The organism is candidate division WOR-3 bacterium (genome assembly GCA_039804165.1).
In the GTDB taxonomy this organism is placed as follows: Bacteria; Hydrothermota; UBA3072; order UBA3072; family UBA3072; genus JAFGHJ01.
Genome location: JBDRZZ010000011.1, coordinates 25845 through 40623 on the forward strand (window position 1 = coordinate 25845; position 14779 = coordinate 40623).

Here is a 14779-nt window from a genome sequence, read left to right on the forward strand (position 1 = left end):
CTTATGATTTTTCTTCCCCTTCCTTTAGTTCTTCTTTCTGAATAGATTCCTTAGAGGTTAGCTCTTGAGAGGCGTTTTCTTGAGTTTCTATTTTTTTCTCTTCCTCTTTAATTTTTTCATATTTCATTTGTTGTTCTTTTAGATACTCTCTTTCTGAGAGAATTATATTTCTTCTTTCTAAGTCTATTTCTATAACTTTTAATTTCAGCTTATCCCCAAGAGAATATCCTTCTTCAGGTTTTTTTATTCCTTTTTTACCAAGATGAGAAAATGGGACAAATCCTTTTAATCCTTTACCAAGAGAAACGACAATTCCTTTTGGCAGTATCTCAAACACAGTTCCAATTATGTTGCTATCAACAGGATACTTCTCGGCAAAGATTGTTAATGGGTCATCTTTTAGTTGCTTTAACCCAAGAGAAATACGTCTTTCTTTTACATCTAACGAAAGCACCTTACACTTTATAATTTCTCCTTTTTCAAGGACATCTCTTGGGTGATTAATCCTCTGTGTCCAAGACATATCAGATATATGGAGAAGACCTTCAACTCCTTCTTCTAATTGAATAAACGCACCAAAAGAAGTAAGGTTTGTAACTTTTCCTTTAATTATTGAACCTACAGGATACTTTTCCGGAACTTTTTCCCAAGGATCAGGCATAGCTTGCCGGAGACCTAAAGATATTTTTCTTGCTTTTTCATCCACTTCTAACACTATTGCTTCTACTTCTTCTCCAATTTTCATTAATTCTGAAGGATGTTTTATATGTCTTGTCCAGGACATCTCGGAAATATGAATAAGACCCTCGATTCCTGATTCAAGCTCAATAAATGCCCCATAGTCTGTGATTGAAACAACTTTGCCTTTCACTTGTTTCCCAATCTGATAACGTTCGCTTATATTTTTCCAAGGATCAGGTGTGAGTTGTTTTAATCCTAAGGATATCCTCTTGGAATCTTTATCCACTTCTTTAACCATTACTTTGATTTTATCTCCAATTGAAAGAATTTCTGAAGGGTGGTTTATTCTTCTCCAAGACATATCTGTTATATGAAGTAAGCCGTCTATTCCTCCATTTAACTCAATAAAAGCTCCAAATTCGGTGATATTTTTAACAGTTCCTTCTACAACGTCTCCTTCTTTTGTTTTTTCTAAGAATTCTAATATTTTTGCTTCTTGTTCTTCGCTTAGAATTACTTTTCTTGAGACCACTATATTTCTTCTTTTAAAGTTTACCTTTATTATTCTTACTTGAAATTTATCTCCAATGTTTACATCGACTTCCTTTGCAGGTTTTAAATCAATTTGGGAGCCAGGTAGAAAAGCTTCTGTTCCGAAAACTTTTACCATAAGTCCGCCTTTAACTCTTCTTACAACTTCACATTCTACAGGGTTTCCTTCTTTATAAGCTTCTTTAATTTGATCCCAGCTTTTTATAAAGTCTGCTTTCTTTTTAGAGATTGTTGCAAGCCCTTGATGTCCGCCTACATCTTCTAGATAAACATCTATAACATCACCTACAGAAAACTCGGACTTAGATTCAGAATCAAAATCTTCAATAGGAATAACACCTTCAGATTTAAGCCCCACATTCACCAAAACTTCTTTGTCTGTAATCTTGACAATCTTTCCTTTAACTACACCTGAGTCTGGGAAACTTTTTTCTGTGTATTCTTCTAAAAGTTTAGCTGCTTCTTTTTCACTTATAGGTTCAATTATGCTTAGTTCATCGCTCATTTAATACCCTCTCCTTATTTTTAATTTTTGTTAGTTTTTTAACTACATCTTTAATAATCCACTCAGGGGTTGAAGCTCCAGATGCGACACCTACCTTTCTTACATCGGTAAACCAATCTTCTTTTATTTCTTTTGCTTCTTCTATGTGGTATGTTACGCAACCTTCTTCTTTTGCAATGGAAACAAGCCTTGAGGTGTTAGCGCTTTTTTTGCCACCTATTATTATCATAACATCAGAGTTTTTGGCAAGCTTTCTAACTTCTTCTTGCCTTTTGCTTGTTACATCACAAATTGTGTTGAAAACTCTAAGTTCTGAAATTTTTGGTAAGATAAATTCTACGACTTTCCTCAAAGAATCTTTACTTTGAGTTGTTTGAACAACCAAACCTACTTTTCTATTTTTGAACTCTAAATCTTTAATAAAAATAGGATCTATAACTTGAGCTTTACCTTTTGTTCCTGCTATTATACTTATTACTTCTGGATGTTCTTTTTCTCCTATAATGAAAGTTTCATAACCTTCTTTAACAAGTTGTTTGGCTCTTTCTTGAGCCTTTTTTACAAGAGGACAAGTTGCATCTATTTCTTTTAGATTCTTTTCTTTTATTTTGTTTATAACCTCTGGACTAATTCCGTGCGATCTAATTATAACGTATCCTGAATCTATCTCAGAAAAGTCATTAGCAGGTATTATCCCTTCTTCTTCTAATTTTTTAACAACCTGAGGATTATGGATTATTGGACCAAGAGTCCAGACTTTTTCTTTTGTGCTTTTTCTGATTCCCCTGGCTATTTTTATAGCCCTTTTTACTCCAAAACAAAATCCCATATTTTTTGCTAATTTTATCTCCATTACATCAAACTCTTTATTTCTTCCATTGTTTTTTCTGATAATGTTTTCGAATTCTTTATAGTAGGTTTTTCTTTGTCTGGATAAATAGGTTTTCCAAATTTTACAAAAAGAGGGCTTTTCCGTAGGAAATGATTTAACATTGATTCATGGGTTCCAATAATTAAAGTAGGGACAATAGGGGCACCTGTTTTTATTGAAAGGTATCCCACGCCTGGCTCTGGAGGAAGAAATTCGTTTGTGAGGGATCTCCTTCCTTCAGGGAAAACTATTACTGCTTCACCATTTTTTAATAAGTTTATAAATTTCTTCATAACTTCAACCCCAGGTTTTTCTGTATCTACCGGAATCGCATTTACACTCTTTAGGACTGCCGAGACTGTTTTATTTATAAAGAGGCCCTTTTTTGCGAGGAAGTAAACCGGTCGGAAATTGATCACAGAGCCTATAATTGGAGGGTCGTAATTTGAGCGATGGTTAGGAGCAATTATTAATCCTCCTTTTCTTGGAACATTATTTAATCCTTCTACTTTTAGACCAAGAATTATTTTGAAAAACCAATAAAATAAAGGGCGTCCTATTTTATAAGGAAGAGAAGCCTTCATTAATCTTTTTTATCTCTGAAATCACAATGTTTACTTGCTCTTCAATGGTGAGAGAACTTGTGTCAAGGAAAAGAGCATCCGAAGCTCTCTTTAGAGGGCTTTCTTTTCTTGTGGAATCGTGATGATCTCTCCTTTTTAAATCTTCTTTTACTTTTTCTAAATTATTTAAACCTTCCTGTTGCTTTCTTCTTTCTGCTCTAACATTTATATCGGCATCCATATAAAATTTTATATTAGCATCCGGGAAGACCACAGTTCCAATATCTCTACCTTCAACTATTGCATTTTTATCGTTAACTATCTTTCGTTGAATCTCCACTAACTGTCTTCTTACCTCTTTTATTTTTGAAATAGGAGTTACAGCTTTGTTTATTTCTTCTGTTCTTAATTTTTCTGTTACGTCTTCTCCGTTAACTATTGTTCTTTGCTCACCATTTAAATTTTTAATCTCAATTTTCAAATTGTCTAAACTCTGGATGACCTCTCTTTCATTTTTGGGGTCTATACCCCTCTTTAAAACAAAGTAAGCTACTGCTCTATAGGTTGCTCCAGTATCAAGATATAGCCAACCCAAGCGCCTTGATACCTCTTTTGCTGTGGTTGTTTTTCCTGAACCTGCTGTTCCATCAATTGCAACAACAAACCCCATAGATTTTTATTATACTACTATATAAAAAAAATTCAAGATGTCAAGTTGCCAATTTTGGAAATCTGGAAGAGAGGGGTTCAATAAGCCCTTGACTTTTGAAGGGCAATGTTATAATTTCTTCAATAATGCGAATAGGAATCATTGGTGGTGGGCCTAGTGGATATAGTTTTGCTCTTAAAGTAGCAGATAATAATGAGGTTTTTTTGTTTGAAAAGGAGGAGGTGGGTGGAGTTTGTTTGAATAAAGGTTGTATTCCAACAAAGTCTCTCATTTCTTCAGTAGAAATTTATGAAATGGTCAAGTCATACCAGAAAAAACCAAATTGGAGGAAAATTCAAGAAAGCAAAGATTTGGCGATTAAAAGAGGGCTTTTAGGGATTAAATCTTTATTGAAGGAAAAGAAGGTAAAAGTTATAAAAAAGGAAGCAAGACTGAAAGATGACAGAAAAATAGAAGTAGATGGTGAAACTTTTAGTTTTGATAAGGTTGTTCTCGCTACAGGTTCTAAACCAATTCCACCTCCTTTTCCTATCCAAGGAGAATTTTGGGATAGCACGGATGCTCTTAATGCAAAGGAATTGCCAGAATCATTAGCGATAATAGGGGCTGGATTTGTAGGAATAGAATTAAGCTATATTTTTTCTTCTTTGGGTTGTAAAGTTCAGGTTATAGAGAAAGAAGCTGAAATCTTACCAGGGGAAGATGTAGAATTTACAAAAATTTTGAGAAAAAGTCTTATAAGAAAGGGTATTGAGTTTCATTTGTCTTCAGAAGTTTTAGAGGTTAAAAAAGAGAATGAAAAATTTAATGTTTTTTTTAAAGAGAAAGGGAAAAATAAAGATATAATAGTTGAGAAAGTTATTGTGTGTATTGGAAGGATTCCAAATATCGAAGGTATTCCAGAAGAAATTGTAGAAAAAGATAGAGTGAAAGTGAATGAATTTTTGGAGACAGAAATTGAAAATGTTTATGCTATTGGAGATTGTATTGGAGGTTATCTTTTAGCTCACTCTGCGTTTAAAGAAGCTGAGATTTTGGCGGAGAACATTCTTGGAAGGAAAGTTAGAAAAGATAATTATGTAATACCAAAAGTCCTTTATACAAAGCCAGAGTTTGCATCAGTTGGTTTTTCGGAAAAAGAGACCTTAAAGGAGAATTATAAAATTTCAAAATTACCCTTTGCTTCAAATGGAAGAGCAATAGCGGAAGGGAAAACCTCAGGTTATGTTAAGATCATTCATTCTGGAAATGGTGAAATATTGGGAGGAGTTATAATTGGGGAGAGGGCTTCAGAGCTAATTTCTATTTTGAGTCTTGCAATTATTAATAAATTAGGGTTAAAGGAACTTTCGGAATGTGTTTTTCCTCATCCTACATTTTCTGAAATTATAAGAGATGTTTCTTCTATAGCTTTAGCGGATCAATGAATGGAGAAAAGCAAATAATTCTTAATGTAAGAAGAGATGATGTAAGAGTTGCCGTTCGGGAGAATGGAGAGTTGATTGAGTTTTATATAGAAAGAGGGGATATAATTTATTCTCCCGGGACAATTATAAAAGGAAAGATAATTGGTCTTAGAAAGGAATTAAATGGGATTTTTGTGGATATAGGAGATGATACTGCAGGCTTTTTGCCGATGAATGATTATTATCTTTCTTTTCCTGAAAAAAGAGGAAAAGAAGGGAATTCCGAAGTTATTGTTCAAGTAAAGAAAGAACCTTATGGGACAAAAGGTGCAAGACTTACGACATTTATAGGGATTCCCGGAAGGTATCTTGTGCTTATGCCTTCTAAGAAAGTCTTTGGGGTTTCTAGAAAGATAAGGAATAAAGTTGTTAGAGAGAGATTGAAGGAGATTGCGAGAAAATTACATGAGGATAAGATGGGAATTATTATTAGGACAGCTTCTTATAACGAAGATATAGAAGTGTTGAAAAGAGATTATTTGGAATTGAAAGGAATTTGGGAGAAAATTTTAGAAGAAAGCAAGAAAGTATCTGCCCCTTTTATTTTATGGAAAGATGAAGAGTTACCTATAAGAATTGTAAGGGACTTGTTAGATGATTCAATTTCAGAGGTTATCGTGGATTCGGAGGAAGCTTTTGAAAAAATAATAAAGTATCTAAAAAAGAAGAGTTCTCCTTTTCTAGAAAGAGTAAAGTTATATAAAAATCCAACACCAATTTTTAATTACTATAAGATTGAACAAGAGCTTCGCTCTATCTTTAGGAGAAAGGTCTATCTTAAGAGTGGAGGGTATATTGTAATTGATGAGACAGAAGCTCTAACAGTTTTTGATGTAAATACAGGTTCTTATCGTGGGAGAGAAACAACAGAGGAGATGATATTTAAGACAAATTGCGAGGCTGCTATTGAGATAGCGAGGCAATTAAATCTAAGAGACATAGGAGGCATAATTATAATAGACTTCATAGATATGCAAAAAGAAGAGAACCAAGAAGCTTTGCTGGAATTGTTCAGGAAGCAATTGAAAAGAAGTAAGGCAAGGTATAGGCTTGCCCCTAAGCTTTCTCCTAATGGACTTCTTGAGATGACAAGGGAGAGAGTTAGAGAGAATATAGCTAAAAAGTTTGTTGAGCCTTGTCCTTATTGTATAGGTAAGGGTTATGCGTTGAGTGCTCCATACCTATTTTCAAGATTTACTAGTTGGCTTGAGAAAAAGGGAAGTTCTTTATCGAATGCAAAATTGCGTATAATTGCAAATCCTAAAGTGGCAATTTATTTTGAAAATGAAGGGAAAAATACCCTTGATTATTCCTGCAAGAAAAATAATATGCATATAGAATTTGTTTATAATGAGAATAGCCCTTTAGAATTTGTAGAAGTTATTACTTATAATAATGGAGAAGTTATAAGAGAAGAAATATGAAAAAATTTTTTTTATTTTTTCTTTTTTTTATTGGTTGTGTTTATTATAACACTTTCTATAACGCAGAAAAATATTTTGAGGAAAAGAATTACGATAAGAGTATAAAAAAATGTAAAAAAATAATTGAAAGATTTCAGGACTCGGAATATGTAGATGATGCATTTTTCCTTATGGGTAAAAGTTATTTTTATTTAAATAATTTAGATGAAGCAAAGGCAAGTTTTAAGCAATTGGTTGAGTATTTCCCTGGTTCTCCTTTTACAGACGAAGCTTATCTTTTTTTAGGGAAAATAGCTGTTGAGAAAAGAGATAAGGATGAAGCGCTTCTTTTTCTTGAGAAAGCTTCAAGGTCTCCTCGTCAGGGGATAAGAATGGAGACATTTAAAACAAAATTGAAATTATTCCTTGAGTTTGGCGAACCTCAAAAAGCGATAGAAGAAGGAGAGAAATTTGTTGAGAAATACTCTGAGTATTCTGGAGAGATTTATTATATAATTGGAAATGCAAATGAATCAATGGGGAGGGAAGAGGAAGCTTTGAAAATGTATAAGAAAGCTCTTGGGAAGAGTAAAAAAGAAGAAAAAGGGAAAATTATATTTAGTTTAGGCAATTTATATATGAAAATGGATAGTTTAGAAAAAGCCCTTTCTGTTATTTCTTCTTTAGGGGAAGGGAAATTAAGCGATTCTCTTAATCTTCTTAAAGGAGAAGTATTGAAAAAAATGAATAATTTTGATGAATCCGAGAAATTTTTAAATTTTCTTTCTTATAGGACTGATAGTCTTGGAGCTATAGCAAAATACAACCTTGCAGAGATAAAAGAGATAAAAGGAGATACCTCTTCTGCTCTTTTTATATATAAGGAGATAGATTCAAAGAGAAGTTTTGGGGAGCTTGGTTTAAGAGCAAAGGCAAAAAAAGAAATTTTGGAAAAACTAAAATTATTAAAGGACCTCTCTGATAAAGAAAAAAGGAAAGAATTAGAAAAGGAATTAAAAGATGATGTGATGAATAAGGATTCTGCTTATATATTTTTTAGAATAGGAGAACTTTATTTCTGGGATCTGAAAGAAAAATTAAAAGGAGCGGAATGGTATAAAAAGACTTATGAGATGTTTCCTAAAAGTCCTTATGCTCCAAAAGCCATTTTTACTCTTTTTTATATGAATATTAAAGAAGATACAACTTACTTTTTTGAGACAGACAGACTATTTTCAATCTTAGTGGAGGAATTTAAAAACACTCAATTTGCTGAAAAAGCAAAGGAGATTTATGGATCCTATATTCGGAATAAGGAAAGTCCTCAGTAATAGAAAACTTGGTAGTTATTACGAAATTACAATAGAGGATGAAGAAATGAGTAAGAGAGCAAAATGTGGAAATTTTCTTATGATAGGACTTCCAGGACTAGATCCGTATCTTTTACGTCCTTTCTCTTTTTTAGATGTAAATGACAACTCTTTCTCAATTCTTTTAAAAGTAAAAGGCAAAGGAACAGAACTTTTAGCAGAGTTAAGAAGAGGAGATGAGGTTAAGGTTTTAGGTCCAATAGGAAAAAGTTTCGATCCTCCTTCGGAGGGAATTTTAATAGGTGGGGGAATTGGAATAGCTCCTCTTTATTATCAATCAAAATGGATGCGGGGAGGGAAGCTATTTTTTGGTGCAAAAAACGAAGAGGAAATAATATTAGTTAAGGAATTTGAACAGAGAAATTTTAAAGTAAGAACTATTATAGAGAAAAAAGGTGGTGTTGTGAGTGAACTTGTAGAAAGGTATTTAGAAGAGATCTCTAATGAGGAAATATTTATCTGTGGTCCAGAAGAGATGATAAAGGCAGTTATTAAAGTTTTGTCTAAGAGTCAGTTAGAAAAAACCTATGTTTATGTTGAAGAAAGAATGGGTTGTGGATTAGGAGGTTGTAAATCTTGTGTTGTAAAGACAAAAGAAGGATACAAGCAACTATGCATAGATGGTCCTATTTTTCCTTTGAGGGAGATAAAATTTGATTGATCTTTCAGTAGAAATTGGACCAATTAAATTAAAAAACCCTGTTCTTCTTGCTTCTGGAGTTTGGGATTTTCCCTATACAAAGATAATAGATTTTGAGAAGTTAGGAGGGGTTATTTATAAGAGCATTTCTTTAAAACCGAGAGATGGAAATCTTCCCCCTAGGATTGCTGAGGTTCCCTATGGTTTAATTAATTCAATTGGTTTGGAAAATAAAGGGGTGAATTTTTTCAATAAAGAGGTTCTTCCGAAGTTGAAGAATTTAAAAACCAATGTTTTTGTAAGTATTTTTGGAGAGACTATAGAGGAATTTTCAATAATTGCTTCAAAAATTAAGGATGTAGATGGAATTGAGTTGAATGTGAGTTGCCCAAATGTGAAAAGGGGAGGAGAAAGTTTTGGGAAAGATCCGGAGATGGTTTTTTTGATAACTAAGGCTGTTTGTAAGAGCACTTCATTACCTATCATTGTTAAGCTTCCCCCTTCTTATACTAATATTGAAGAATTGGCAAAGAAAGCTAAGGAAGGAGGTGCGGTGGCAGTTACAGTAGCTAACACTTTTCCAGCTATTGCTATAGATATAGAAAAAAGAGAACCTTTTTTTAAGGGGATAACAGGAGGTTTAAGCGGTCCAGCTATAAAACCTATTTCTTTATATAATGTTTATAGAATTAAAAAGTCAGTTTACATCCCAATTATAGGTTCTGGTGGAATTGCAAATTATAAAGATGTGCTTGAATATATTTTTGCTGGAGCAATAGCTGTTCAGCTTGGAAGTATTATTTTCAATAACCCCCTTGCTCCAGTTGAGATTCTGTATAATTTAGAAAAATGGATGAGAGAGAAAGGATATTTTAGTTTAAAGGATTTAACGAAATGAATAAAGAGCCAAAGGATTTTTTAATAGTTTCTTTGGATGTTCCTACTCTTGAAGAGAGCTTATCTATAGTAAAGGAATTGGAGGATTTAGTAAATTTCTATAAGATAGGACTTGAACTTTTTACTAGAGTTGGTCCTCAAATTGTCTATACTTTAAAAGATAAAGGGAAAAAGGTTCTGCTTGATTTAAAATTGCACGATATTCCAAACACGGTTTCTGGAGCAGTTAATGCTGCAGTTCGTATGGGAGTAGATATGTTGACGATTCATACTCTTGGTGGCTTTGAGATGATGGAAGCAGCACAAAAAGCAGTATGGAATAAAAGATTGAGTACCCCTATTATTCTTGGAGTTACAATACTTACAAGCCTTGATGAGGCATTTTTGAAAGACGTTCTGGGGGTAGAAAAATCTTTAAAGGAGGAAGTGTTAGATTTGGCTTCTATTGCAAAGAGTGCAGGTCTTGGAGGTGTTGTAGCTTCTCCTTTTGAGGTTTCCTTAGTTAAAGAAAGGTGTGGAAAGGAATTTCTTGTGGCTACCCCAGGGATAAGACCAGAATCCGTAGATAAGGACGACCAGAAGAGATTTGCAACGCCTTCTCTTGCAATTAGGAGTGGAGCAGATTATCTTATTGTAGGAAGACCTATTATCAAAGCAAAAAATATGGTTAAAGTTACAGAAAACATAATTAAGGAGATTGAAAATGAGTTATTACAGAAAACTTCTTGAAGAAGCGGGAGCTCTTCTTCAAGGACACTTTTTGCTTACATCAGGAATGCATTCTGATAGATATGTGGAAAAGATTAGAATTTTAGAGAACCCCAAATTACTGGCGCCTTTTGTTAAAAGAATGATAGAACTTTCTCCGGAAACTGATTGGTTTGTAGGTCCTACCTTAGGAGGAGCAATAATTGCTTATGAGCTTGCGAGAGCTACAGGTAAAAAGTGTGCTTTTGCAGAAAGGAATGAAGATGGAGAGGGAAGATCTTTAAAAAGAGATTTTGGAATAACAGGAATGGATAAGATAGTGGTTGTTGATGATGTGTTAACGACAGGACTTTCTGTTGTGGAAACCTGCACTGCGATTAAAAAAGGGAAGATCTTAGCAATAGTAGTTCTTGTGGATCGCTCTATGGAGCCTTTAGATATTGATATACCTATAAAATCGGTTGTTAGGTATCCTACGAGGATTTATTATCCAGATGAGTGTTATCTTTGTATGAATAAAATTAAATTAACAAAAAGAGGTGGAAGTGGAAGGTGGCAAGATTTACGAATTTGATATAAGGGATTATTTACGAATAATAATAAGAAGAAAGGGAATTATTATAGGAATTATTGGACTTTTCTTATTCTCTGCCCTTCTTTATTTCTTTTGCGTTTCCCCCGAATATACTTCTATCTCTAAAATTCTTGTAAAGAGAGTGGAATCCATCTTTACAACAACCTATTATAGATCTCCTACGGAGGAGGAGTTAACAAATCATATTTTTTTAATCAAGAGTTATCCTGCGCTCCAGATGACAGCTAATAGTTTTACCAAAGAGGAACTTGATAAGATGAATTTTAAAAACAAGGAAGAAGCCTTTATTAGACTTAAAAAAGATATAGAAAAGAAAAAAATAGAAGTAAGCATAAAGGGAGAATCAAGAATTATAGAAATAAAGGTAACGGAAGAAAATCCTTATCGTTCTCAATTGTTTGCCAATAGACTTGCTGAAACCTATAAGGATTTTGATGTAGAGCTTAAGAAGAAGGATGCTCATTCCACTTACGAATTTATTACAAAACAAACGGAAAAGGTTCAGAGGGATTTGGAAGAAGCGGAAGAGAAAGTAAAAGAATACAAGGAAAAATATGGAATTCTTGGGGTTCCTTCTGAAACAGAGGAATTTATAAGACAGATGTCCGAGATAGAGAAGGAGCTAAAAGCTGCTAATATTGAGTTAGAGGTTTTAGAAAAGAAACTTGCGGCAGTGAAATCAAAATTAAATGAACAGCAAAAAGTTTTACTTGCAGAGGCTTCCCAGACTTCTTATGAAGTGCTTATAGATTTAAAAAAACAACTAACAGCCTTGGAAAATGAAAAAGCAAACTTATTAATCCAGGGGTATTCTTCTAATGATGAAAAAATTCAGAAAATAGAGTATTCCATTCAATCTTTGAAGAATAAGATGGAAGGCGTTGTGAAGGAACTTTTACAAAATCAAGGAGTTCTTGATCCTTTAGCTCAGATGGAAGATTTTATGGAACAATCGGTTAATTTAACGATTGAGTATGCTGTTTCTAAAAGTAAAGTTGAAGCCTTAAACGAAGCTCTTAAATATTATAAAGAAAAGTTGAATCGTATCCCACAAAGAGAGTTAGAGCTAATTAGGTTAGAGAGGGAAAAGGAGGCAAACAAAAATATATATCTTATGCTTATTGAGAAAAGAGAACAGGCTAAAATCGCTGAGGTTAGAGAAAGTGGTGATATTTCTGTTCTTGAACTTGCTTCTTTGCCTAAAAGCCCAAATATAATTTCAAAAGTGAAAAAATTTTTATTGTTTGTTATAATTGGTGTTTTTTTGGGAATTGGTGCAGCATTTGTTGTAGATTATGTAGACGCAGCTATAAGAGATGAAATAGAGATTGTAAAAATCTCCGGGTTGCCTATCCTGGGAAGGATTCCCTTAATTGCAGAAAATAAAAATGGGTTAAATGGATTGAAAGATGTGGATACAAAAAACTATATTGCGGAAGCTTTTAGGACCCTCCGTGCGAATATAAAACTTTCTCGAGCAGAGGGGATCCCTTCTACAATTCTAATTACAGGGCCGGATGCGGGTTCTGGAAAATCTATGGTTGCTGTGAATCTTGCTCTTTCTTTTGTGACCAGTGGGGAGAAAGTTTTGCTTGTAGATGCAGACCTTAGAAGACCTTCAATTGAAAAATACTTAGGAGTAGAGAGAGGAAAAGGTCTAACTGAGTTACTTGTAAATGAGGAAAAAGATTTAAAGCCAATTTGTATAGATGGTTTGAATGTTATTCCTTCTGGTAAATTACCACCAAATCCTTCAGAACTTTTGGATTCTAATAGAATGAAATTTCTTTTAAATAAATGGAAGAAAGAATTTGATATAATAATTCTTGATTCTCCACCTCTTATGACGGTAAGTGATAGTTTGATCTTAGCTGCCGAAGTAGAGGAGACAATACTTGTTGCTTCTTATGGTAAGACAACTCGCCATATGATTGCTCAGACAGCTCAATTGTTGAAGCAGCTTTCTATTAAGCCTCTTGGTTATGTTCTGAATAAAGTGGATCTTCGTAAGGAATATGGATATTATTACAGTTATTATCACTATTATCATAGGAAAGAAGAGTGAGAATTTATCTTCCTATTCCGTAATATTCAAAGCCTAAGTTTCTTACTTTAACTGGATCGTAGATATTTCTTCCATCAAATATTATTTTTTTGGACATTAACTTCTTCATTTTATCAAAATCAGGGTTTCTAAATTCGTTCCACTCAGTACAAATAATAAGAGCTTCAGCGTCTTTTAAGCAGAGATAAGGTTCATCAGGAAATTCTAAACTTTTACCAAAGATTTTTTTAGCATTCTCAATTGCTTGGGGATCATAAGCTTTAATTTTGGCTCCTTCAGAGAGTAAAGCATTTATAATGACAATAGAAGGAGCATTTCTCATATCATCAGTTTGTGGTTTAAAAGAAAGTCCCCAGACCGCAAAATTCCTACCTTTGAGGTCATTAAATCTATTTTTTATCTTCTCAAAAATTACCCTTTTTTGACTTTCATTTACAAAATCTATTCCTTCGCAAAACTTCATTGGGAGGCCATATTCTTTTCCTTTCTGGATTAAAGCTTTCACGTCTTTTGGGAAACAAGAACCTCCATATCCAATACCTGGAAAGAGAAATTTTGAACCAATTCTTGGATCTTTCCCCATTCCAATTCTAACTTCTTCAATGTCTGCTCCTACTTTCTCGCAGAGATTTGCTATTTCATTCATAAAAGAGATTCTACTGGCAAGCATTGCATTACTTGCATATTTTGTCATTTCTGCGCTTTCAATTTTCATAACAAGAATGGGGTTTCCAGTCCTAACAAAAGGCTCGTAAAGTTCTTTAATCTTTTCAGCGGCTTTTTTACTATCAGTTCCTATAATTATTCTATCAGGTTTCATAAAATCTTGTAGAGCACTTCCTTCTTTTAGGAATTCCGGGTTAGAGACAACATCAAAATTTGCCTTTGTTTTCTTTTTTATTATTCTCTTGACCTCTTTCGCTGTTCCAACAGGAACTGTGCTCTTGTTAACTATAATCTTGTATTCATCTCCCATTGCTTCTCCAATTTCTTCAGCTACTTTATAAACATAAGATAAATCTACCGAACCATCTTCTTTTTCAGGTGTTCCAACTGCAATGAAGATAATCTCAGAATTGACAACACCTTCTTTAATTCTTGTTGTAAAAGATAATCGCCCTTCCTTTGAGTTTCTTTTAATTAGCTCCTCTAAGCCTGGTTCGTAAATTGGAACTATGTTACGTTTTAATTTTTCAATTTTTTCTTTGTCACTATCAACACAAATAACTTTGTTACCACTTTCTGCGAAACCTGTTCCTACTACAAGTCCCACATAACCAGTTCCTATTACACAGATTTTCATATCTCTCCTCCATTTCTGTTTTTTATTCTTGAAGGACAAAATAAACTATAACCTAAAACCATAATTAGTCAAGAAGAAAAATAAAAACCTCTTCTCCTTAAGGAGAAGAGGTAGGGATAAGGAGGTATTATGGTTACTTTAAAATATAGGCAAATAATATTTTTAATAAATGTCAAATATCTATAAAAAAATATACAAATATTATTCCTAAATTTAAGCCTTTTGAAATCAAAGACTTAAATAATTAAAAAATCGCATTTTGACTACTTGTGTAAAGTTTTTATGATTATTAGGTTTTAGGGGTTAATTAATGTTCTTTAAGTCTGGGATTATTCCTTCTTGTCTAAGTTGTTGGTAAACAGGGTGGCAGTTAGAACAGACTTCCACGTGTAAGTTTTCTTTTGTTGATTTAGTTTTTATTACATTTCCGCAAGTGCAGGTTATTGTAGCTTCTTTATATTCTGGATGAATATCTTTTTTCATATTTTAT

General features: G+C 33.4%; 13 protein-coding genes and 1 pseudogene. 8 read left to right on the forward strand and 6 right to left on the reverse strand.

Going from position 1 to position 14779, the window contains the following annotated elements; genetic code table 11:
- Position 1: 1 nt before the first annotated feature.
- The 4 genes from rpsA to cmk are packed head-to-tail and all read right to left on the reverse strand — an operon-like array spanning position 2 to position 3842.
- Positions 2-1738 (reverse strand): 30S ribosomal protein S1, encoded by a 1737-nt coding sequence (rpsA, locus tag ABIN61_05325; GenBank protein ID MEO0293625.1) that lies wholly within the window; start codon positions 1736-1738, stop codon positions 2-4.
- Complete coding sequence (ispH, locus tag ABIN61_05330; protein MEO0293626.1) at positions 1728-2591, reverse strand: 4-hydroxy-3-methylbut-2-enyl diphosphate reductase; 864 nt, start codon at positions 2589-2591, stop codon at positions 1728-1730. The genes rpsA and ispH overlap by 11 nt, the downstream gene beginning before the upstream one ends.
- Positions 2591-3193, reverse strand: a complete 603-nt coding sequence (locus ABIN61_05335) for a lysophospholipid acyltransferase family protein (protein ID MEO0293627.1) — start codon at positions 3191-3193, stop codon at positions 2591-2593. The genes ispH and ABIN61_05335 overlap by 1 nt, the downstream gene beginning before the upstream one ends.
- Entirely contained in the window at positions 3171-3842 is a 672-nt protein-coding gene (gene cmk / locus ABIN61_05340) for a (d)CMP kinase (protein MEO0293628.1), read from the reverse strand. The genes ABIN61_05335 and cmk overlap by 23 nt, the downstream gene beginning before the upstream one ends.
- A gap of 125 nt (positions 3843-3967) precedes the next feature.
- On the opposite strand from cmk, the gene lpdA reads away from it, so the two are divergent.
- The 8 genes from lpdA to ABIN61_05380 are packed head-to-tail and all read left to right on the forward strand — an operon-like array spanning position 3968 to position 12986.
- Positions 3968-5269, forward strand: coding sequence for a dihydrolipoyl dehydrogenase (gene lpdA / locus ABIN61_05345; protein MEO0293629.1), 1302 nt, complete (start codon positions 3968-3970; stop codon positions 5267-5269).
- Positions 5266-6732, forward strand: a complete 1467-nt coding sequence (locus tag ABIN61_05350) for an Rne/Rng family ribonuclease (protein ID MEO0293630.1) — start codon at positions 5266-5268, stop codon at positions 6730-6732. The genes lpdA and ABIN61_05350 overlap by 4 nt, the downstream gene beginning before the upstream one ends.
- Positions 6729-8042: a tetratricopeptide repeat protein gene (locus tag ABIN61_05355; GenBank protein ID MEO0293631.1), complete on the forward strand. Its 1314-nt coding sequence runs from the start codon at positions 6729-6731 to the stop codon at positions 8040-8042. Before ABIN61_05350 ends, ABIN61_05355 begins: the two co-directional genes overlap by 4 nt.
- Positions 8005-8742, forward strand: coding sequence for a hypothetical protein (locus ABIN61_05360; protein ID MEO0293632.1), 738 nt, complete (start codon positions 8005-8007; stop codon positions 8740-8742). Before ABIN61_05355 ends, ABIN61_05360 begins: the two co-directional genes overlap by 38 nt.
- Complete coding sequence (locus ABIN61_05365) at positions 8735-9619, forward strand: dihydroorotate dehydrogenase (protein ID MEO0293633.1); 885 nt, start codon at positions 8735-8737, stop codon at positions 9617-9619. Before ABIN61_05360 ends, ABIN61_05365 begins: the two co-directional genes overlap by 8 nt.
- Positions 9616-10347, forward strand: a complete 732-nt coding sequence (gene pyrF / locus ABIN61_05370) for an orotidine-5'-phosphate decarboxylase (GenBank protein MEO0293634.1) — start codon at positions 9616-9618, stop codon at positions 10345-10347. The genes ABIN61_05365 and pyrF overlap by 4 nt, the downstream gene beginning before the upstream one ends.
- Positions 10322-10900 (forward strand): phosphoribosyltransferase family protein, encoded by a 579-nt coding sequence (locus tag ABIN61_05375; protein ID MEO0293635.1) that lies wholly within the window; start codon positions 10322-10324, stop codon positions 10898-10900. The genes pyrF and ABIN61_05375 overlap by 26 nt, the downstream gene beginning before the upstream one ends.
- Positions 10872-12986, forward strand: a complete 2115-nt coding sequence (locus ABIN61_05380) for a polysaccharide biosynthesis tyrosine autokinase (protein ID MEO0293636.1) — start codon at positions 10872-10874, stop codon at positions 12984-12986. Before ABIN61_05375 ends, ABIN61_05380 begins: the two co-directional genes overlap by 29 nt.
- Before the next feature lie 4 nt (positions 12987-12990).
- On the opposite strand, the gene ABIN61_05385 is transcribed toward ABIN61_05380, so the two are convergent.
- A complete protein-coding gene (locus ABIN61_05385) occupies positions 12991-14289 on the reverse strand; it encodes a UDP-glucose/GDP-mannose dehydrogenase family protein (GenBank protein ID MEO0293637.1) in 1299 nt (432 codons plus the stop codon).
- Between the two features lie 354 nt (positions 14290-14643).
- A pseudogene (rpmE, locus tag ABIN61_05390) lies at positions 14644-14772 on the reverse strand (50S ribosomal protein L31).
- Between the last annotated feature and the right edge of the window lie 7 nt (positions 14773-14779).